The organism is Cytobacillus sp. T106, from assembly GCF_040492155.1.
Lineage (GTDB): Bacteria > Bacillota > Bacilli > Bacillales > Cytobacillaceae > Bacillus_AB > Bacillus_AB infantis.
In genome coordinates, this window is sequence record NZ_JBEUMK010000003.1 from 292,114 (window position 1) to 311,794 (window position 19,681).

The following is a 19,681-nucleotide window of genomic DNA, read 5'->3' on the forward strand; positions in this document are numbered from 1 at the left end:
TTTTCATGCTTCTCTGTGGGAACGGAACATGTCGAACTCGCCTTTGAAAACCAGTTCATTGTTCGCAAAGCTTGAAACCTCTACAAGTGTCCTGCCAGAGCTGTTGTCGATCTTAACGACTTTTGCTTTTGCGATTACCCTCTCATTCTGGTGTACTGAGCGGGTAAACTGTATGCTCGCTTTAGCCGTTAGTGCCAGCTCGTCATTTATGACAGCGACAGCCAGTGAATTGGCCTGTGCAAAAAGGTGGTGGCCTCGGGCAATCCGGTTCCTTTTGAATACATGCTCTTCTTTTACATCAAATATAGAAATCGCCGTATTATCAAGTTCTATGTCAATGATTTCCCCAATGACTTCATCTATTGGAAGAGATTTTACTTCATCCTCGAAAGATTTCTCCGCAACATTTTTGATCCTTTCCCTCAGCTCGGGAATGGAAAGCTCGAGACGGTCGAGCCGGATGGTCTGGACGCTGACTGAAAAACGGTCGGCCAGATCCTCGTCTGTAATGAAGGGATTATCTTTTATCGTTTCAACCAGCAGCTGCTGGCGTTCTTTTTTATTTTTTCTCATATCCTCCACCGCCGAGATATTAAGACTAGGTACTAATAGCAGTATATACAAAAAAAAAGCAGAGCGCAAGGCAGAACTTTTCCGTTCTGTCTCCGTCTGCTTCCCGCTTCAATCAAGCTTTTCCCCATGGAATACTCCTGTATTTTTAAGATATTCCCTTAGCATCCCATATTCCGGACCTTCCCAGAAGATGCTGGACTGTATCAGCTTCGATGCATCATTCCGTGCCGTTTCAAGAGCGCGGTAGTCATGGACCATATCTGCCACCTTGAATTCAGGCATGCCGCTTTGCTTGCGGCCGAAAAAGTCTCCAGGCCCCCTCAGTTCCAGATCCTTTTCACTGAGAACAAAGCCATCATTGGTCTCAGACATGATTTTCATTCGTTCTTTCCCGACCTCTGATTTTGGATCGGCAAGGAGGATGCAATAAGACTGTTCGCTTCCCCTTCCGACCCTTCCTCTCAGCTGGTGCAGCTGGGACAGCCCGAATCTCTCTGCATCATAGATTACCATAATGGTAGCATTAGGCACATTGACCCCAACTTCAACGACAGTTGTAGATACAAGGATCTGTATCTCGTTGCGGCTGAAATCTTTCATCACTCCATCTTTTTCCTCTGGATGGAGCCTGCCATGCATCAGCCCTACTTTATACCGGTCCTGATAATAGAATGTCAGATTGCTGTGGACATCGATTGCATTCTGGACATCCAGCTTGTCCGATTCCTCAATCAGCGGGCAAATGACGTATGCCTGCCTTCCCTTGGAAAGCTCCTTCTCCATGAATTGGAGAATCCGGTCCAGCATTTCCTGCTTTGCCCAGTAAGTTTCGATTGTCTTCCTGCCTGCAGGCATCTCATCAATAATAGATACATCCATTTCCCCGAACACCGTTATGGCAAGCGTCCTTGGAATCGGAGTTGCTGTCATGAACAGGACATCAGGGCTTTCACCCTTTTCACGGAGCACCCTGCGCTGTTCTACGCCGAACCGGTGCTGTTCGTCTGTTATGACAAATCCGAGCCGCTTGAACTCGACTTCCTGCTGGATGAGGGCATGGGTACCGATCAGAACATCAATTTCCCCTTCCGAAAGCCTGGCTAGGATCTCTTTTCTCTTCTTTCCCTTAACAGAGCTTGTCAGCAGCTCACACGACAGGCCCTGAGGCTCCAGCAGCTCTTTCAGCGATTTCTCATGCTGCTCGGCAAGTATCTCTGTCGGGACCATCAGTGCCCCCTGATAGCCTGCTGTTGCTGCTGCATATAAACCGATGGCAGCTACGACCGTCTTGCCGGAGCCTACATCACCCTGCAGGAGCCTGTTCATCCGGTATGGGGATTTCATATCAGACAGGATTTCGTTCACTACTCTTTTTTGGGCTCCAGTCAAAGGAAAGGGAAGCGATCCGATGAATTCTTTCAGCTTTTTCAAGTCATACGTCTGGACAATCCCTTTTGACTGTTCACGCTCGAATTTTCTGAGCGCCTGCATTTTAAGCTGGAAATATAAAAATTCTTCATAAACAAATCTGCGCCTTGCCTGCTTCAAATCCTCGGGCCCGCCCGGAAAATGCATCGCCCTGAGGGCATCTTTCCTGTTCAAGAGCTTATACTGCTCAAGAAGCCGCTCAGGCAGTGTCTCCACAATGCTGTCAGCATACTGGCTGAACGCCATGCCAATGAATCTGCGGATGCCTTTTACCGTAATGCTGCCTTTCACTGCGTATACAGGTTCGAAATCCTTGGAAGCTGCATTCTCCCCAAGATGAATTTCACTGGCGGAAATCATCTGGCGGTGCTGATCCCACTTCCCGGTAATCGTGACAGAATCATTGATAGCAAACTTCTTTTTTAAGTAAGGCTGGTTAAAAAATACCGCCTGGATCAAATAACGGCCGACAAGGACTCTTATCGTCAGGCGCGACCGTTTTCTCCCATAATAAGTCAGCAAAGGCTCGCTGTGGATTTTCCCCTCCACTGTAACCCTTTCCTCATGCTTGACTTCTGACAGGTCTTTAAGCCGGTAGTCCTCATAGCGGAACGGGAAATGCTCCAAAAGGTCGCCGACAGTAAAAATATTCATATCTGCCAGTGCCTCAGCGGTCTCTGCACCTATTCCTTTTATACTTGTAACTGGTTCGTTCAACATATTAATCACCTGATTTCGATTATACTTTATAGGAGAATATGACTGTGGATGCATCCGGGGATCTCTATTTGGGAGCTTCGGCAAGTTTCGGGGGCATTGACTGCCTGCATAGATAGAAATAGAAGGGGCATCCCCTTCTATTTCCTGGTAAGGCTATTCGATTGAAAAGATGAAAGCGTACAATGGCTGTTTGCCGTCATGCACTTCAACTTCTATGTCTTCGTATTCTTTTTCCAGGAAGTCTGCAATGGCTTCCAAATCTGCCTCGGATGCATCCTCGCCCTTAAGGATTGTAATAATTTCAGCATCCTCATCAATCATATGTGTGAGGAGCTTTTTGGCTGATTCAGTTTTATCCTTATCTTTGACAACGATTTTGCCATCAGCGATGCCCATGAAATCTTCTTTTTCGATTTCAAGGCCGTCGATGCTCGTGTCACGGACAGCAAAAGTGATCTGTCCTGTCTTGACATGGCTTAAAGCCTCGCTCATGCCGCTTTCATTGTCCTGAAGGCCTGCACCAGGGTTGAAAGCAAGCAGTGCAGCCATACCCTGCGGCACAGTTTTGGATGGAATGACAACAACGTCTTCCTCTGCTACCTCGGCGGCCTGCTGGGCAGCCATAATAATGTTCTTGTTGTTCGGCAGGATGATGATCTTTTTGGCATTCGCATCCTTTATCGCCTTAACAATGTCCTCGGTGCTCGGATTCATTGTCTGGCCGCCTTCAATGACAACATGGGCGCCAATGCTTCTGAAAAGGTCAGCAATGCCGCTGCCCATAGACACAGCTACAATGCCGTATTCAAGCTTCTCGTTTGTTTTGGCAGGTTCTCCGGTCCTTAGCGGGGTATGTGTCTCACCCACTATGTTTGTGTGCTGCTGGCGCATATTTTCAATTTTCATATTCACCAGGCTGCCATATTTCTGGCCATAGCTCAGCACATCTCCGGGCTGCTCAGAATGAATATGTACCTTCACCAGTTCTTCATCGGCAATCACCAGAAGAGAATCACCGAAACGGCTTAAATCCTGACGGAAAAGATCTTCAGAAAAGTTTTTTCCGTTCAGTTTTTCTTCTTCAAGCTTAACCATGAATTCAGTGCAATAGCCGAATTCAATATCTGCCGTATTGATATGCCCCTGGACTGATTTATGATGTTCGGCATTTACCATTTCATCCATGCTCGGAAGAGAGGCAGGTGCGTCAGGAAGCTTTTCGCCCTTCAGCTCAGCAAGAAAGCCTTCGTAGACAAATACAAGGCCTTGCCCGCCGCTGTCCACAACGCCGACTTCCTTCAGAACAGGCAGCAGGTCAGGCGTCCTGTTCAGCGAAGCTTTTGCTTCCTTCAGGACTTCCTCAAGGACTTTGATAATATCGTCCTCGCTTTGCGCAGCCTGGACACCCCTTTTGGCAGAATCCTTTGCAACGGTCAGGATCGTCCCTTCAACCGGCTTCATGACAGCTTTATAGGCGGTCTCGACACCAGTATTCAGCGCGTCTGCAAACTCGCTTGCTGTAATTTCAGACTTTTGCTCAATTGCTTTAGAGAAGCCGCGGAACAGCTGTGACAGGATGACACCCGAATTCCCGCGGGCACCCATCAATAATCCTTTTGAAAGGGCAGTGCCCACTTTTCCAATATGCGCCTGGACATTATTCCTGACTTCCTTCGCTCCGGAAGTCATCGATAAATTCATATTGGTTCCTGTATCTCCATCAGGAACCGGGAAAACGTTTAGCGCATCTACATATTTGGCATTAGAGGATAAGTGGTTTGCACCCTGCATCACCATTTCCGCGAAACGCTTTCCATCTAAAACTGTAATTGACACAAATCTTTCCTCCTCACTACGGGTTCGTTACACGAACTCCCTGAACGTAAATATTAACCGAGTCAACGGCAAGTCCAACAGTTTTATCAAGGGTGTACTTTACTTTTGATTGCACGTTGTGGGCAACCTCGGAAATTTTCGTTCCATAACTCACAATAATATACATATCGATATGTACTTCTTCGCTTTCCTGGCGCACAATCACACCGCGTGTAAAGTTTTCCTTGCGCAGAATATCGGTAAGCCCGTCCTTAATCTGGTTCTTGGAAGCCATCCCTACAATGCCGTAGCAGTCAACAGCTGCACCACCGGCAATAGTAGCAATCACATCATTAGATATATCAATTTGCCCGAATTTCGTTTTTAATTCAATGGACATGAGTCGTTCCCCCTTTGGAAATTGCTCCTTGACTAAAGTCATTTTACTATATCAAGGGTAAATTTAAAAGCTATACTTCCCCTTTCTTATTATAGGGCAGCTTCCCGTATACTATGTCAAGGAAATTTTCTTGAAAGGTTGCATCACAACTATTGCATTCATTTGGGTTGTATGATAAATTATTAAAGTATCTTTTAATGCCGAAAAACATACTCGTTACTGTTTTTCCATTACTTAGATTGAGCAATATGATCATTGCAAATGAAAGCATGAAAAAATAGTTTCAAGCTTTGTGAGTTAGGAGGGAAATATACATGCCACGCAAATGTGTCGTAACAGGTAGAAAAACAACTTCAGGCAATAAGCGTTCCCACGCTATGAATGCAAACAAGCGTACTTGGGGAGCTAACCTTCAAAAAGTTCGCATCCTTGTAGACGGTAAGCCTAAACGTGTTTGGGTTTCTGCAAGAGCGCTTAAATCAGGTAAAGTAGAACGAGTGTAACAGCTCGAAAAGGACATCCCGCGGATGTCCTTTTTTATTTCTCCGTCCCCGCAAACCGCACTTGCTTCTATAACCTTCCTTGCAAAAAAAAATCAGCATCCGCTGTCCGGATGCTGCTGAAGGTGTGGTATTTTTGTACGTTCTGCTATGGATCTATCACTTTTATTCCTTTTTGAAGGTTCCTAGCATCGCGCGGACAAGTCCGCCTAAAAACTTCGGCAATTTAATCGTATAAAACTTCATGGATATGTCCCTCCTCGCCATCTAACCGCAAATCTCTCTGTCCTCTTTTGCGCCCTTACCATCATATTCAAAAGATTAAGATGAGTACACTTTGTTTAAGACTTTTAATCATGACTCCTTATCACCATTATTATGCCTTCGGTAAATGAAAAAGTACCATAATCATGATTAAGTTCGTTACTAATGCACAGGGTAGACCCGAGCGGGACATATTTATTTTTCAGCGGATATTTAAAGCCTTCGAGCGTCAGGTCCTTTATATGGCTCGTCACCGGGACGAAGGAGACATATTTCATATTCTCCAAGGGCAGGACAGTATAAGCCCCCGGGCCTTTGGCATAAATGATATTTCTGCTGTCTATCAGCTCGATATGGGTGCTAGCGCCTTTCAGGAGCGGCCCGATGAGGAGCTGCACATTGCCAAAGAAGTGGTCGAGGCGCCCCCCGGTCCCTCCATATATTTTGATGGCTTCGGGTTCCTGCTTCAGTGCCCAGATGATGGCAAGCTCCATATCGGTTTCATCTTTCTCAGGGTTGAACAGCCGGACTTTCTTTACAGCTTCCCGGATTTTCATCATCTCATCGGGAGATACTGAATCAAAGTCGCCGAATGCGGCCTGCGGAACAATACCTTTTGAGAGCAGGGTAAAAACTCCCCGGTCCACACCTGCCCAAATATCCCCTTCATCAGCAGGTACAAGTTCCGGAAGAAGTTCCACCGGCCCTCCTGCAAGTATATGGATAATCAGCGGTATCACCTGTCTTTCATAAATTAGCTTATAGAAAAGCCAGCCGAATCATTCAGCTGGCTTTTCTTTTTTTATCCTCTAAGTGCTGCGATTGCTTTCGCACGGTCTTTCTGATTATAAACGGCAGAACCGGCGACAAGGACATTTGCGCCTGCCTCTATACAGAGCTTAGCCGTCTCCTCATTCACACCGCCATCCACTTCAATTTCAAGATCCAGCCCCTGCTCTGCAGCCATTTCTTTTACCTGCCTGATTTTCGGGAGCACCGATGAAATGAATTTCTGGCCCCCAAAGCCAGGATTCACTGTCATCAGCAGGACCATGTCGATATCCTGGATGATATGCTTAAGAGCTTCTGCAGGGGTCGCTGGATTCAGGACGACGCCTGCTTTTACACCATAAGACTTGATAAGATGGATCGTCCGGTGCAGATGCCTGGATGCTTCTGCATGGACTGTAATATAATCGGCGCCTGCCTTGGCGAAGGCTTCGATATACTTATCTGGATTTTCAATCATCAGATGCACATCAAGCGGCAGCTTTGTAATCGGTCTGACTGCCTCTACAATCAGCGGGCCGATCGTGATATTCGGGACAAAATGGCCATCCATTACATCCACATGGATATAGTCGGCCCCTCCCCTTTCTACATCCTTGATTTCTTCTCCCAGCCGGGAAAAATCAGCAGATAATATCGATGGTGCAATCTTAACCATATTAATACCTCGGCTTTCTATCTTTTATTTCCTGGAGGAAATCTTTGTAATGCTCATATCTGTATTGCGGGATCTCTCCGTTGTCGACCGCTGCTTTGACCGCACATTTCGGCTCGGAAATATGCAGGCAGGCACGGAATTTGCAAGCCTCGCTTTTTTCCCTGATATCAGGGAAGCAGAAATTCAGTTCTTCTGCTTCAATATCGGTGAATTCAAGGGAACTGAATCCCGGCGTATCAGCAACAAATCCCTGGCCGATTTCAATCAGCTCCACGTGGCGTGTTGTATGCTTCCCTCTTCCCAGATGTGAGGAAATGATGTCCGTTTTGAGTTCCAGCTCCGGCCTGAGGGCATTGAGGAGAGAAGACTTTCCAACTCCCGACTGCCCTGCAAAAACCGAAATTCCTCTTTCAAGGAAAGGAAGCAGTTCATCAATCCCGATCCCATTTTCTGAAGAAGTCAGCAGCACATCATAGCCTGCGTCCCTGTACGAAGCTGCGTAATCCTCAATCTTCATTCTTTCTTCTTCATTTACCAGATCCATTTTTGAGATGCAGATAACCGGCTGGATATGGTTAAATTCAACCAGCACAAGGAAACGGTCAAGTAAAGCTGTACTGAAATCCGGTTCAATAGCTGAAAAAACAAGAATTGCCTGATCCACATTGGCAATCGGAGGCCTGATCAGTTCATTTTTTCTTTCTTTCACTTCAAGGATATATCCTTCACTGTCGTTATCTGCCTGATATACGACATTGTCTCCGACAAGGGGTGTGATCTTATTTTTCCTGAACACTCCCCTGCCCCTGCATTGCACAGTTCTTTCGCCGCTAAGCACATAATAGAATCCGCTTAATGCCTTAATGATTTTGCCTTCAGGCATACAAACACTCCTAATTCTTTTTAGTTCCCGGGATAATCGACTTCTTCATCAATAATCTGCTGGCTGTTTCTCAGAACTTTATAATACGCTTTGCTGCCTTCCTGTATCAATAGTTCCATATTATACTTACGTTCTTCCGTAATGTAGAAGGTATCAAAAGGCGCTGTCATCTTATTATTCATATCTTCCACAAGGATCTGGATTTCCTGCGGTTCCCCTTCTTCCTCAGGCTCATATGGTATCGTGATTTCTATGGGCACTGTTTTTGGAGGAATCTCTTCCTTGCCTTTTGAGAAGGTGACTGACAGGCCTGAACCTTTGCCAAGCTCAGTTCCTGCGGGCTGCGACTGGCTGATGACGAGGCCTTTTTCAACTGTATCATGGTACTCTTCTTTTGATGTATCGATCTTCAGTCCCGTTGATTCGGCATAATCCTGAACTCCCTTTAGATTCAGACCAGTAAGATCCTTCAGGACAATGGGTGCGGGTCCACTGCTTACGGTGAACTCGATCCCGGTTTCGCCAGGGATTACTTCTTCCCCTTCACCGATTGACTGCTCAAGGATTGTACCTTCAGGCTCATCCTCATTATTGGCGTCCTCCCGGGTGATTTGTGTAAAGCCCTCTTTCTCGAGGAGGCTTTCGACCTCTTCAAAGGATCTTCCGGTATAGTCCGACATTTCAAACTTCTCTTTCCCGGAACTTAAATATATCGTTATACTGGATTCTTCCTTCGCCATCCTGCCGGCTTTCGGATCGGTTTTGATAACGAGTCCCTCTTCTACCTCTTCATCATTAATCTCGACCGGATCTTCCACCTCAAAACCTGCTTTTGTCAGTATAGATGTGGCATCCTCAATCGTTTCCCCTGCCACATCAGGAACCTCGATTTCCTTAGGCAGAAACAGCTCAGGAAGGACTGTCAGGGCCAGTACTCCCATTACAACAAAGAAGAGAAAAAGAGAAACAAGGACAATCGGCCACTTCTTCTTCTTTTTCTTATCTTTCTTTTGTTTTTTGGCAGCAGGAGCCGGACCCGCTGAAGAGCCTTTATCATCTTTTTCATGCACGCGCGTTTCGTCCATATTCTGATAGGGACGATCGCTTGTGATCACCGGAATCGCTTTGGTGGCATCATCATCATCAGGCACCGAAAATTTCTTCTCATTCATTCTGCCCGGTTCAAGGGCGGTCCTGATATCTTCCTCCATATCCTCTACATTTTCATACCGATGGAAGGGGTCCTTCGCAGTTGCCTTCAGGACGATATTCTCAACGCTTTGGGGAATAGACGGATTCCACCTTCTTAATGAAGGGGTTTCGGACTGAAGATGCTTAAGCGCGATGGAAACCGCCGACTCTCCTGAAAACGGCAGCCTGCCGGTCAGAAGCTCAAACATCACAATTCCAAGGGAGTATATATCCGATTTCTTATTGGCCATCCCCCCTCTTGCCTGTTCAGGGGATAGATAATGGACAGAGCCAAGCACAGAGTTGGTCTGGGTGATGCTTGTTGAACTCAGGGCCATGGCAATCCCGAAATCTGTAATTTTCACATTCCCGAGCCGGTCAACCAGGATATTATGCGGCTTGATGTCCCTGTGCACAATATGATGCTGATGGGCGTGGGAAATAGCGGAAAGAAGCTGTTTCATAATATCCAGTGCCGTGTCAACGGGTACAGGGGAATGCTGCTGTATATACTGTTTGAGTGTTTGCCCTTCCACATATTCCATGACAATATAATAGATTGAATCTTCTTCGCCGACGTCATAGATGCTCACTATATTCGGATGTGCGAGGCTTGTAGCCGATTGCGCTTCACGGTGGAATCTCCTGATGAATTCATCATTTTCAGCAAAATCCAGGCGCAGGATCTTTACGGCCACATCGCGGTCCAGGATCATGTCATGCGCCAGATAAACATTCGCCATCCCGCCGCCGCCGATCATATCCAAAATCTTATAGCGGCCGCTTATTCTTTTACCAATCAGCATTCTGTATCACCAGAGCTGCCGGCATCCATGAACTCGACAATCACAAGGGTGATATTGTCCTCACCGCCGTTGTCATTGGCAAGCCGGATCAGATCCGCTGCCTTATCATCGAGCTTTTTCTCCCCGGCAAGGATTTCATGCATCTCCTGCTCTGAAACCTTATTTGTCAATCCATCCGAACTGAGAAGCAGCAGATCTTCTTCCTCAAATACGATGGTCCTGGTGTCCATCTGTACCTTTTCTTCTGTTCCAAGTGCTCTCAGCAAAACATTCTTCCGGGGGTGATGCTCTGCATCTTCTTTTGTAATCTGGCCTGACCGGAGGAGCTCATTCACAAGGGAATGATCTTCTGTCAGCTGCTTGAACCCAGATTCATTCAATATGTAACCCCTGCTGTCGCCAATATTGGCAATGGTGGCAAACAGGCCGGTCGCAATGGCGGCAACAATGGTCGTCCCCATGCCCTCGCATTCACTGTTATTCTTTGAATGTTCGAACAACAGGGCATTCACTTCCCCGATATTGGTCCTCAGCCATTCTTCAGCCTGCTCAGGTGTCTCAATCCCTGCATTGCCTTCCCAGAGCTCCTTCAGCTTCAGGAGGGTCATCTCACTGGCAACGTCACCCGCACGGTGGCCGCCCATGCCATCGGCTACGATGGCAAGGCGCTGCCCGCTGCGGTTGACAAAAATTCCGCCGTTATCTTCATTATGCTGACGGATCTTTCCCCTGTCCGTCATAAAGACAGCTTTCATTCTGTCACCTCGTCTCTTCTTTGCGCTCCTTCGCACGGAGCTGGCCGCATGCTGCATCAATATCATGGCCCTGCTCACGGCGGATGGTCACGTTCACACCTCTGTTCTTCAGCGCTTTTTCAAAAGCAAAGATCTGATCCTTCGGTGTTCTTACATAATCCCTTTCAGGCACATAATTGACGGGAATCAGGTTCACGTGGCATTTCAGCCCTTTAATCAGAGAAGCCAGCTCCTCAGCATGCTCCACCTGGTCATTCACACTCCCGAACAAGCCATATTCAAAGCTTACCCGCCTGCCCGTTTTATCGACATAATAGCGGATGGCTTCCATCAGGTCCGGCAGTTTATATGCACGGTTGATCGGCATCAGCCTGCTGCGGATTTCCGTGTTTGGCGCATGCAGGGAAACTGCGAAGTTGATCTGCATGTTTTCATCTGCAAATTTGTAGATTTTCGGAATGATCCCGCTTGTTGAAACCGTAATATGGCGCGCTCCGATATTGAGCCCGTCATCATGGTTGATGATTCTTAGGAAAGACATCATATGATCATAATTGTCAAATGGCTCGCCGATGCCCATGATGACAACAGAGCTGACCCTTTCATCCGTTTCATCAAGTGCCTGTTGTACTTTTACGACCTGGGCAACGATTTCTCCTGCTTCTAAATTACGTTTTAATCCTCCGAGTGTGGAAGCGCAGAATGTACAGCCTATCCGGCAGCCCACCTGGGTTGTCACACAGACGGAATTTCCGTATTCGTGGCGCATCAAAACGGTTTCGATGGAATAGCCGTCATGAAGCTCGAACAGAAACTTGATTGTTCCATCCGAAGAGGTCTGCTGGATAAGTGTTTTTAATGTCGTCAGGGTAAAGGTTTCATTCAGTTTATCTCTCAAAGCTTTTGAGAGGTTTGTCATATCTTCGAATGATGCCACCCGTTTCTGGTAAAGCCATTCGAAAATCTGGGCGGCACGGAATGCCTTCTCGTTATTTTCCTTGAGCCAATCCTTCAGCTCATCGAGCTGCAATGAATAGATGGATGGTTTTTGCTCGGCTGTCTGCTTCTTCTCTGTTGTTTTAACGTTTTCCACTATTGCACCTTCTTTCTCAGGCTGGCTATATAAAAGCCGTCCGACCCCAGGTCCTGGGGCAATATTTGTAGTTCAAAATCTTTTGCCAATGCTTTCACTGCATCAGGCAGTCTCTCTGCTAAGGAATGGTCGCCGGAGAATTCGGGATGTGAATCAAGGAATTGCCTCACTGCGTTTTCGTTTTCTTCCCGATCCACTGTACATGTGCTGTAGACAAGGGTTCCCCCGTCCTTCAGCAAAGGGGCGACTGCTTCCAGCAGTTTGAGCTGCACCTTCTGCAGGTGCATGATATCTTCTTCTTTTTTAGTGTATTTCATGTCAGGCTTCCGCCTCATTACACCAAGGCCTGAACATGGGGCGTCAAGCAGGATGCGGTCAAAAGAGCCCGCATTGAAGTGTTCCTGTACTGTCCTGCTGTCCATCGCCTTTGTCTCGATATTTGACAGTCCCAGTCTTCTGGCATTGTCAGCAATAAGCTTAACCTTATGTTCATGCAGGTCAAGGGAGATGACTTGTCCTGTATTTCCAAGCTTTTCGGCAATATGGGTTGTTTTCCCGCCCGGAGCGGCACAGGCATCAAGAACATGATTATCCTTTTCTGCTCCCAGGGCATATGCCGCAAGCATAGAACTTTCATCCTGGATGCTCAGATAGCCTTCCTTGAATGCCCGTGAATGAGCAAGATTCCCTTTTTTGCTTTTGACTGCCTCGGGGATGACAGGGCTGGCTTCTACTAGATAGCCTTCTTCTTCCAGCATCGCCATGCATTCATCCATGCTTACTTTCATAAGGTTGACCCTTCCTGTCTGCATGGGAGCTGTCAGATTAAGCTCGCACATTTCTTTTGCGCGTTCAAACCCGAGCTGGTCGACCCATCGCTTGACAAGCCAGAGCGGATGGCTCGTTTCCATTGCCAGCCTTTGCACACTGTCTTTGATGCTGTCGAGACTGCGGGCACCCTGCCTCTGAAGGCTTCTCAGCACGCCATTCACCATCCCGGAAATACCTTTATGCCCTTTGCGCTTGGCTATTTCCACCGCTTCATAGATAGCGGCACGGTCAGGGATTTTATCCAGATAGATCATCTGGTAAAAAGTGATCCTGAGCAGCTGCCTCACCCAGCTTTCAAGTTTCTTGGGATTCTTAAGGAATGGCTCCATTTGATAATCAAGGGTCATTTTCCTTTGCAGGGTTCCGTAGACAAGCTCAGTAAGGAGCCCGACATCTTTGCTGCTGATATCGTTTTTCTTGATGCTGCTGTTCAGGAGGAGATTGCTGTATGACTGGTTTTTTTCGATCGCTTCCAGCAGCTCTACCGCTGCCTCGCGCACATTTTTATTCGCCATGCTGTTCTCCCAGCACAGTGCCGATGCTCAAGGAAGAGCCTGCACCGCGGAGAAATTGTTCTCCGGACATTTTTTTCTTTCCTGCCGGCTGCAGCTCGGTAATCTTAATGCCGGTCATATTCCCGGCTGCCGCGATAAAGCCATCTTTTTCAATCCCGACAACTGTTCCGGGAAGGGCTTTTTCCTTCAAGCCGACTTTTTCAGAGCTCCACAGTTTCACTACTGACCCGTCAAGAGTGGTAAAAGCAACAGGCCAGGGATTCATGCCGCGGATATGGTTGTATATCTCTTCGCCAGTCTTGGTCCAATCTACCTGTTCCTGCTCTCTTTTTATATTATAAGCAAATGTCGCCTCTTCATCATTCTGGGGAATTGGCTCGAGTTCACCCTTTAGCAGCTTGGGAAGTGTCTCTGACAGAAGTGCTGCCCCCGCAGCGCTCAGCTTATCGAACAGAGATCCAGCTGTATCCTGCTCATCGATTTTAACCTCAGCCTGTGTCAGAATATCGCCTGCATCCAGCTTTTCAGCCATATACATGATGGTGATGCCTGTCTTTTCTTTCCCCTGGATGATCGAATAATGGATCGGTGCGCCGCCCCTCAGCTCAGGAAGCAGGGAAGCATGAACATTGATGCAGCCGTATTTAGGGTAATCCAGCAGCTCCTTCGGCAAAATCTGGCCAAATGCAGCTGTGACGATCAGGTCAGGCTCAAGGGCCAGGATCTTCTCCAGCTCCTCTTTTACGCGGATTTTCTCGGGCTGGTAGACAGGGATTCCCTGCTTTACAGCTTCCGCCTTGACGGGAGGGGGCGTCAGGACTCTTTTCCTGCCGACCGGCCTGTCCGGCTGCGTTACCGCTGCAATCACATTATAGCCTTCCGATATTAATTGCTTTAAGATAGGCACCGAGAAATCCGGTGTTCCCATAAATACGATTTTTGTCATTCGCTTTCCAACCCTTCCAACTCTTCTTCTTCCAGGTATCTGTTCACTTTTGAAGTAAACAGGACACCATCCAAATGATCGATTTCATGCTGAATCGCCCTTGCCAGAAAATCATCTGCCTCCAGTGTGAAGCTTTTTCCTTTTCTGTCCTGGGCTTTTATTTTAACAGTGAACGGTCTTGTCACTTCTCCATACAGTCCGGGGAAGCTCAGACATCCCTCAGGGCCTGTCTGCTCCCCGCCTGTTTCAATGAGTTCCGGATTGATGAGCTCAATCGTCCCGTTTTCATCATCAATATCAACGACGGCGATTCTTTTCCTGATCCCGATCTGCGGGGCGGCAAGCCCTACGCCGTCAAACTCTATCATCGTATCATACATATCATTCAAAAGCTTCACAAGCTTCTTATCGAATTCAGTAACCGTCTCGCACGGCTCTTCAAGTATCTCTGCTGGATAAGTAACTATTTTTCTAACGGCCAAATCATTGCCTCCAATGTCTTTTTCTCTATTTTCAACAAAATCCCCGAAACTCATAACCATTAATCCCCGTCTACATCATAATATAGGGATTAAGATCAACCGATATCTGCAAACCTGCAGATATCTCCTGCTGATAATGGTCGAGAACCGATTTTAATACTTTTTCCAATCCGGGTTCCCGTTTGTATTTTATCAGACATTGATAGCGATATCTATTATTGATCCGCGGAATCGGCGATGCCACCGGGCCGAGGATGTTAGCCTCCGGGCTCAGCCTTGCCGCAGCAAACTGCGTGATTTTTTCTGTCACCGAAACTGCCTTCATTAAATCTTCATGGCTGACAGTGATGAGCGATATATAATAGAAGGGAGGATATTGATGCATCTTCCTCACCATCATTTCTGTCCGGTAGAAGCTTTCGAAATCCTGCTCACCGGCAAGTTCGATGCTGTAATGCTCAGGCGTGTAGGTTTGTATGACCACTTCTCCCTCCAGCTCATGACGCCCAGCCCTTCCGCTCACCTGTGTCAGAAGCTGGAACGTTTTTTCAGATGCCCGGAAATCGGGGAGGTGCAGCATTGTATCTGCTGAAAGCACACCTACAAGTGTAATATTCGGAAAGTCAAGCCCCTTGGCTATCATCTGCGTTCCAAGGAGGATATCAGCATGTCCCTCCTGGAATTCGTTCAGCAGCCTTTCATGGGAGCCTTTTCGGCTCGTTGTATCAACGTCCATCCTGACGACCCTGGCTTCAGGCAGGATTTTTCCAAGCTCTTCTTCCACTTTCTGCGTCCCTGTCCCGAAATAGCGGATATGTTCGCTTCCGCATTCCGGACATACAGGGGGGACATGATCTTCATGGCCGCAGTAATGGCATTTCATCTGCTGGCTGTATTGGTGGTAGGTAAGCGAGATATCGCAATTAGGGCAATTGACGACATATCCGCAGTCCCTGCACATGACAAAAGAGGAATGTCCCCTTTTATTGAGGAAAAGTACCGTCTGCTCTTTTTTCTCCAGCCTGTCCTTTAATTTTTCAAGAAGCTGGCGGGAGAACATGGAGCGGTTCCCTTCCCTTAATTCCTCCCGCATGTCCACGATTTCCACCTTTGGGAGAGGCTGGCTGTTCATCCTTTTGGTGAGCTCCAGCTTTTTATAGACACCCTTCTGGGCCCTTGCAAAGGTCTCAAGCGAAGGTGTCGCACTCCCGAGGACAACAGGGCAGCTGTGGTACTGAGCCCTTTCAATCGCAGCATCCCTCGCATGATATCTGGGATTCTCTTCCTGTTTATAGCTGTTTTCATGTTCTTCATCAATAATGATGATCCCAAGGTTCTCGAAGGGGGCGAAAACGGCAGACCTTGCCCCGACAACAACCTTCACTTCCTTGCGCTGGATTTTTCTCCACTCATCATATTTTTCGCCGGCAGAGAGCCCGCTGTGGAGGACGGCAACCTGATTCCCGAACCTGCCCTTAAACCTGGTCACCATTTGCGGAGTCAGGGAAATCTCGGGAACAAGGACAATCGCCTCCCGCCCCTGCTCAAGGACGCGCTGAATGGATTGAAGGTAAACCTCGGTTTTTCCGCTGCCAGTGACTCCGTACAGCAGGAAGACATGGTGCTCAGTTTCATTAATGGACGAAAGGATTGGCCTGATGGCCGCATCCTGCTCAGGGGTCAGTGTAAGGGGAGATGTTGCCTCAAAGTTCCGGTCTTCATAGGGATCCCGGTAGACTTCCATTTCTTTTTCAGCAAGTATGCCCTTTTGAACGAGCCCTTTGATGGTGGAAGCGGAAACACCCAGGGCGGGGAGAAGCTCGCGCAATTCAACAGGTCCATTATTATCAATAAAATAATCGATGACCTCTTTCTGCCTGGAAGCCTGGACTGGCAGATCCTCTTTGAAGCTGATCAGCTTTTCCGGTGCAGCAGGGATAATATGCTTCAGCTTCTTCTTCCGTACCTTTTCCTTCACTTCATAGATGACCTCAAGGTTCCCCTTATCCGCTTCTTTCTGCATAAACGGCAGGAGCCCCGCTTTGGAAGCATCTTCCCAGAGTACCTCGTCCCTGGTTCCAAAAGCACTCTGCACAGCCTCCGGCAAAGAAGCTGTTTCCAAGCCGCCGGCTGGCCTTATCTTTTTCGTATATTTCGCCTTAAGCGCTGCAGGCAGCATCGCCTGGAAGGCGGATATTTTATAGCTGAGAGTATGGCTGGTCAGCCAATTGCCGAGAGAAAGAAGCTCCGTGTTAAGAACAGGCGTCAGGTCCATCGGCTCAATGAGCTCCTTCAGCTTGCCGAAATCAGAGCTGTCCTTTAAGCCGATGACGAATCCCTGTATTTTTCTCGGTCCAAAAGGTACTATGACACGCATACCCGGCTTGATTGCCCCGATAAGGCTGTCAGGGATCTTATAATCAAAGGCCCTGTCAGTCTGTTTGGCCGGCACATCGACTATGACACTCGCAATATTCATCGGTTATCATCCTTTAGCAGAGCTGAGGCTTCTTGCAGGATCCTGGCAGCAGCCTCATGCTTGCTCATAAGCGGCAGCGCTATTGCTCCGCCATCTCTTTTGTATATGGTGATAATATTCGTATCTGTGCCGAACCCTGCGCCTTCAGATTTTACATTATTGGCAACGATCATATCAGCATTCTTTTTGGCCAGTTTCTTTCTGGCATATTCTTCTACATGATCCGTCTCAGCAGCAAATCCAATGAGGATCTGCTGTTTTTTTCTGCGGCCAAGATCCAGCAGGATGTCCTTGGTCCGCTCAAGCTCAAGAACCTGGTCCCCATCCTGCTTCTTCACCTTGCTTTCGTGCACCACTTTAGGGCGGTAGTCAGAAACTGCCGCCGTTTTAATGACAATATCAGCTCCATCAAATACACCATCAACAGCCTGATACATCTCTTCGGCACTTTCAACATCAATAACAGCTGCTCCGGCAGGCTTCGCCAGCGAAGACGGACCTGAAATCAGCGTAACCAGAGCACCTGCCTTCAAGGCTTCTTCTGCAATGGCATAGCCCATCTTTCCTGAAGATTGGTTGGTGATATAGCGTACAGGATCAATTTTTTCCCTTGTCGGTCCTGCTGTCACCACGACTTTTTTGCCTGCAAGGCTTCCGCTGTTCCTGAAAAATCCTTCTATATTGCTGACGATCATTTCCGGCTCCTCGAGACGGCCTTTCCCAACATACCCGCAAGCCAGGTAGCCTTCACCAGGTTCAATGAATCTGCAGCCGTATTCATAAAGCAGCTTGATATTTTTCTGTACCGCCGGGTGGTCATACATATGCACATTCATTGCCGGAGCAATCCAAACAGGCGCAGTCGCAGCCAGGAGCGTTGTTGTGATCATATTATCCGCAATCCCATTGGCCAGCTTGCCGATCACATTGGCAGTCGCCGGTGCAACCAGAATAAGGTCGGCCCAATCAGCCAAATCGATATGGGCAATCACCCTGGAGTCTTTTTCATCAAAAGTATCTATATAAACGTCATGGCGGGAAAGTGCCTGAAAGGTCAGCGGCGCCACGAATTTCACTGCAGACTCACTCATCATGACCTTAACCTCCGCGCCGGCCTGAGTCAGCTTGCTGGTTAGCGCTGCCGCCTTGTAAACAGCAATCCCGCCTGTAACACACAAGAGAATCCTTTTTCCATTCAGCATAAACCGAACCCCCATCCAAACCCAATATTCTAAACTCCATTATGCTCCAAACGAACATATATTTCATCTATTTTATACCGAAATGCGGAAGCGGCTTGCTCAGAATTTAGGAACGCAGGCTAAAGACGCCACGTCCTGTGGCAACGCCTGCATGACCCACATCCTGTGGGCCCAGCATAAGACGCGGCAGAATAAAAGGCGTTCTTTGCCTTTAATTCTGCCGTGGCTTATGACTCGAGGCTCTAGCCGCTGGAGCTGGACAATTCGAAATGCGGAAGGCGCTTGTTCAGCCCCGACAAGCATAAGACGCTTCAGGATAGAAGGCGTTCTTTGCCTTCAATCCTGAAGTGGCTTATGACTCGAGGGGCTAGCGCCTGGAGCTGGACAAATCGAAATGCGGAAGCGGCTTGCTCAGAGCCGACAAGCATCAAGCCCCGGGTCCAGCATGCCCCGGGCAGCAAAAAAAATAACAACCCCGCATGCCAGGTTGTTATTTTAACGTTTATTCCAGCTCTTCACCCTGTGGAACTTCTCCTAATCTGTAGTGAAGCTCGTCGGCATGAATTTCTTCAAGCGCCTTGCCGACATTTTTGTGTGACACATATTTGTCCAGCTGAGGCTTCGCATCAATCTGAAGCTTGCGGGCACGTTTCGCCGCCACAGATACAAGGGAATATTTAGAGTCAATTTTAGTCATTAAAGAGTCAATAGAAGGATACAGCATAAGTTCATTCAACCTCCAGCATTTTTTTATAGCGCGGCTCGACCCGTTCCCTGCGGCAATGTTCAGCCACAACAATGGATTTGATCCTTTCGCTTGCGAGTTCCACCTGGTCATTCTCTACTACATAATCATACAGATTCATCATTTCAATTTCTTCCTTGGCCGCAGTCAGACGATTCTTGATAACATCCTCTGTCTCAGTTCCCCTTGTCGTTATCCGGTTTTTCAGCTCTGTAAGGCTTGGCGGCATAAGGAAAATGAACAGGCCGTCAGGGAATTTTTCACGGACCTGCCGTGCGCCCTGGACTTCGATCTCAAGGAATACATCTCTTCCTTTATCCAGTGTCTCCCTTACATAATCAACAGGAGTACCATAATAGTTGCCGACGAACTCGGCATATTCAAGGAGCTTTTCCTGTTTGATCAGCTCTTCAAACTCTTCCCTTTTTGAAAAAAAGTAATCGACTCCGTGAACCTCGCCATCACGCGGAAGCCTGGTAGTCATTGAAATCGAATACTCAAAAGAAGTATCCGGCTGTGAAAAAATCTGTTTTCGTACAGTTCCTTTACCTACCCCTGAAGGACCAGAAAGAACGATTAGTAAACCCTTTTCCTGCATTTATTAGA

General features: G+C 47.7%; 19 protein-coding genes. 1 reads left to right on the forward strand and 18 read right to left on the reverse strand.

The window, feature by feature from the left end; translation table 11 throughout:
• Window positions 1-3: 3 nt before the first annotated feature.
• The 4 genes from fapR to ABU165_RS09095 all read right to left on the reverse strand — a co-directional run bounded on the left by fapR (window position 4) and on the right by ABU165_RS09095 (window position 4,936).
• Window positions 4-573 (reverse strand): transcription factor FapR, encoded by a 570-nt coding sequence (gene fapR, locus ABU165_RS09080; protein ID WP_009795951.1) that lies wholly within the window; start codon window positions 571-573, stop codon window positions 4-6.
• A gap of 108 nt (window positions 574-681) precedes the next feature.
• Window positions 682-2,775 (reverse strand): ATP-dependent DNA helicase RecG, encoded by a 2,094-nt coding sequence (recG, locus tag ABU165_RS09085; RefSeq protein ID WP_148950245.1) that lies wholly within the window; start codon window positions 2,773-2,775, stop codon window positions 682-684.
• Between the two features lie 99 nt (window positions 2,776-2,874).
• Window positions 2,875-4,557, reverse strand: a complete 1,683-nt coding sequence (locus ABU165_RS09090; protein WP_009795953.1) for a DAK2 domain-containing protein — start codon at window positions 4,555-4,557, stop codon at window positions 2,875-2,877.
• Between the two features lie 16 nt (window positions 4,558-4,573).
• Window positions 4,574-4,936, reverse strand: a complete 363-nt coding sequence (locus ABU165_RS09095; protein WP_009795954.1) for an Asp23/Gls24 family envelope stress response protein — start codon at window positions 4,934-4,936, stop codon at window positions 4,574-4,576.
• A 314-nt stretch (window positions 4,937-5,250) separates the two neighbouring features.
• On the opposite strand from ABU165_RS09095, the gene rpmB reads away from it, so the two are divergent.
• On the forward strand, window positions 5,251-5,439 hold the full coding sequence (gene rpmB, locus ABU165_RS09100) for a 50S ribosomal protein L28 (RefSeq protein WP_009795956.1): 189 nt from the start codon (window positions 5,251-5,253) through the stop codon (window positions 5,437-5,439).
• A gap of 162 nt (window positions 5,440-5,601) precedes the next feature.
• Here rpmB and spoVM read toward each other — a convergent pair whose 3' ends face one another.
• The 14 genes from spoVM to gmk all read right to left on the reverse strand — a co-directional run bounded on the left by spoVM (window position 5,602) and on the right by gmk (window position 19,673).
• The gene (gene spoVM, locus ABU165_RS09105) at window positions 5,602-5,682 is read right to left on the reverse strand and encodes a stage V sporulation protein SpoVM (RefSeq protein WP_022543708.1); all 81 of its coding nucleotides are present in this window, start codon (window positions 5,680-5,682) and stop codon (window positions 5,602-5,604) included.
• Between the two features lie 104 nt (window positions 5,683-5,786).
• Window positions 5,787-6,431: a thiamine diphosphokinase gene (locus ABU165_RS09110; protein WP_094767531.1), complete on the reverse strand. Its 645-nt coding sequence runs from the start codon at window positions 6,429-6,431 to the stop codon at window positions 5,787-5,789.
• 71 nt (window positions 6,432-6,502) lie between these two features.
• Window positions 6,503-7,147: a ribulose-phosphate 3-epimerase gene (rpe, locus tag ABU165_RS09115; RefSeq protein ID WP_318060114.1), complete on the reverse strand. Its 645-nt coding sequence runs from the start codon at window positions 7,145-7,147 to the stop codon at window positions 6,503-6,505.
• Between the two features lies 1 nt (window position 7,148).
• Window positions 7,149-8,030 (reverse strand): ribosome small subunit-dependent GTPase A, encoded by an 882-nt coding sequence (gene rsgA, locus ABU165_RS09120; protein WP_009795960.1) that lies wholly within the window; start codon window positions 8,028-8,030, stop codon window positions 7,149-7,151.
• 20 nt (window positions 8,031-8,050) lie between these two features.
• On the reverse strand, window positions 8,051-10,027 hold the full coding sequence (pknB, locus tag ABU165_RS09125) for a Stk1 family PASTA domain-containing Ser/Thr kinase (RefSeq protein WP_224950198.1): 1,977 nt from the start codon (window positions 10,025-10,027) through the stop codon (window positions 8,051-8,053).
• A complete protein-coding gene (locus ABU165_RS09130) occupies window positions 10,021-10,782 on the reverse strand; it encodes a Stp1/IreP family PP2C-type Ser/Thr phosphatase (protein WP_009795962.1) in 762 nt (253 codons plus the stop codon). The genes pknB and ABU165_RS09130 overlap by 7 nt, the downstream gene beginning before the upstream one ends.
• Before the next feature lie 4 nt (window positions 10,783-10,786).
• On the reverse strand, window positions 10,787-11,875 hold the full coding sequence (gene rlmN / locus ABU165_RS09135; RefSeq protein WP_009795963.1) for a dual-specificity RNA methyltransferase RlmN: 1,089 nt from the start codon (window positions 11,873-11,875) through the stop codon (window positions 10,787-10,789).
• Entirely contained in the window at window positions 11,875-13,221 is a 1,347-nt protein-coding gene (rsmB, locus tag ABU165_RS09140) for a 16S rRNA (cytosine(967)-C(5))-methyltransferase RsmB (RefSeq protein WP_094767489.1), read from the reverse strand. Before rsmB ends, rlmN begins: the two co-directional genes overlap by 1 nt.
• The gene (fmt, locus tag ABU165_RS09145; RefSeq protein ID WP_094767490.1) at window positions 13,211-14,167 is read right to left on the reverse strand and encodes a methionyl-tRNA formyltransferase; all 957 of its coding nucleotides are present in this window, start codon (window positions 14,165-14,167) and stop codon (window positions 13,211-13,213) included. Before fmt ends, rsmB begins: the two co-directional genes overlap by 11 nt.
• On the reverse strand, window positions 14,164-14,649 hold the full coding sequence (def, locus tag ABU165_RS09150; RefSeq protein ID WP_094767532.1) for a peptide deformylase: 486 nt from the start codon (window positions 14,647-14,649) through the stop codon (window positions 14,164-14,166). The genes fmt and def overlap by 4 nt, the downstream gene beginning before the upstream one ends.
• Window positions 14,650-14,719: 70 nt before the next feature.
• On the reverse strand, window positions 14,720-17,128 hold the full coding sequence (gene priA / locus ABU165_RS09155; RefSeq protein ID WP_318060116.1) for a primosomal protein N': 2,409 nt from the start codon (window positions 17,126-17,128) through the stop codon (window positions 14,720-14,722).
• Window positions 17,125-18,330 (reverse strand): bifunctional phosphopantothenoylcysteine decarboxylase/phosphopantothenate--cysteine ligase CoaBC, encoded by a 1,206-nt coding sequence (coaBC, locus tag ABU165_RS09160; RefSeq protein WP_318060117.1) that lies wholly within the window; start codon window positions 18,328-18,330, stop codon window positions 17,125-17,127. Before coaBC ends, priA begins: the two co-directional genes overlap by 4 nt.
• A gap of 502 nt (window positions 18,331-18,832) precedes the next feature.
• On the reverse strand, window positions 18,833-19,054 hold the full coding sequence (gene rpoZ, locus ABU165_RS09165; protein WP_022543704.1) for a DNA-directed RNA polymerase subunit omega: 222 nt from the start codon (window positions 19,052-19,054) through the stop codon (window positions 18,833-18,835).
• 4 nt (window positions 19,055-19,058) lie between these two features.
• Window positions 19,059-19,673, reverse strand: coding sequence for a guanylate kinase (gene gmk, locus ABU165_RS09170; protein WP_009795971.1), 615 nt, complete (start codon window positions 19,671-19,673; stop codon window positions 19,059-19,061).
• Window positions 19,674-19,681: the final 8 nt, after the last annotated feature.

Coding starts and splice junctions, on each gene's coding strand:
- fapR (WP_009795951.1), bottom strand. CDS start 573: ATGAGAAAAAATAAAAAAGAACGCCAGCAGCTGCTGGTTGAAACGATA.
- recG (WP_148950245.1), bottom strand. CDS start 2,775: ATGCATCCACAGTCATATTCTCCTATAAAGTATAATCGAAATCAGGTG.
- ABU165_RS09095 (WP_009795954.1), bottom strand. CDS start 4,936: ATGTCCATTGAATTAAAAACGAAATTCGGGCAAATTGATATATCTAAT.
- rpmB (WP_009795956.1), top strand. CDS start 5,251: ATGCCACGCAAATGTGTCGTAACAGGTAGAAAAACAACTTCAGGCAAT.
- spoVM (WP_022543708.1), bottom strand. CDS start 5,682: ATGAAGTTTTATACGATTAAATTGCCGAAGTTTTTAGGCGGACTTGTC.
- rpe (WP_318060114.1), bottom strand. CDS start 7,147: ATGGTTAAGATTGCACCATCGATATTATCTGCTGATTTTTCCCGGCTG.
- rsgA (WP_009795960.1), bottom strand. CDS start 8,030: ATGCCTGAAGGCAAAATCATTAAGGCATTAAGCGGATTCTATTATGTG.
- pknB (WP_224950198.1), bottom strand. CDS start 10,027: ATGCTGATTGGTAAAAGAATAAGCGGCCGCTATAAGATTTTGGATATG.
- ABU165_RS09130 (WP_009795962.1), bottom strand. CDS start 10,782: ATGAAAGCTGTCTTTATGACGGACAGGGGAAAGATCCGTCAGCATAAT.
- rsmB (WP_094767489.1), bottom strand. CDS start 13,221: ATGGCGAATAAAAATGTGCGCGAGGCAGCGGTAGAGCTGCTGGAAGCG.
- fmt (WP_094767490.1), bottom strand. CDS start 14,167: ATGACAAAAATCGTATTTATGGGAACACCGGATTTCTCGGTGCCTATC.
- priA (WP_318060116.1), bottom strand. CDS start 17,128: ATGAATATTGCGAGTGTCATAGTCGATGTGCCGGCCAAACAGACTGAC.
- coaBC (WP_318060117.1), bottom strand. CDS start 18,330: ATGCTGAATGGAAAAAGGATTCTCTTGTGTGTTACAGGCGGGATTGCT.
- rpoZ (WP_022543704.1), bottom strand. CDS start 19,054: ATGCTGTATCCTTCTATTGACTCTTTAATGACTAAAATTGACTCTAAA.
- gmk (WP_009795971.1), bottom strand. CDS start 19,673: ATGCAGGAAAAGGGTTTACTAATCGTTCTTTCTGGTCCTTCAGGGGTA.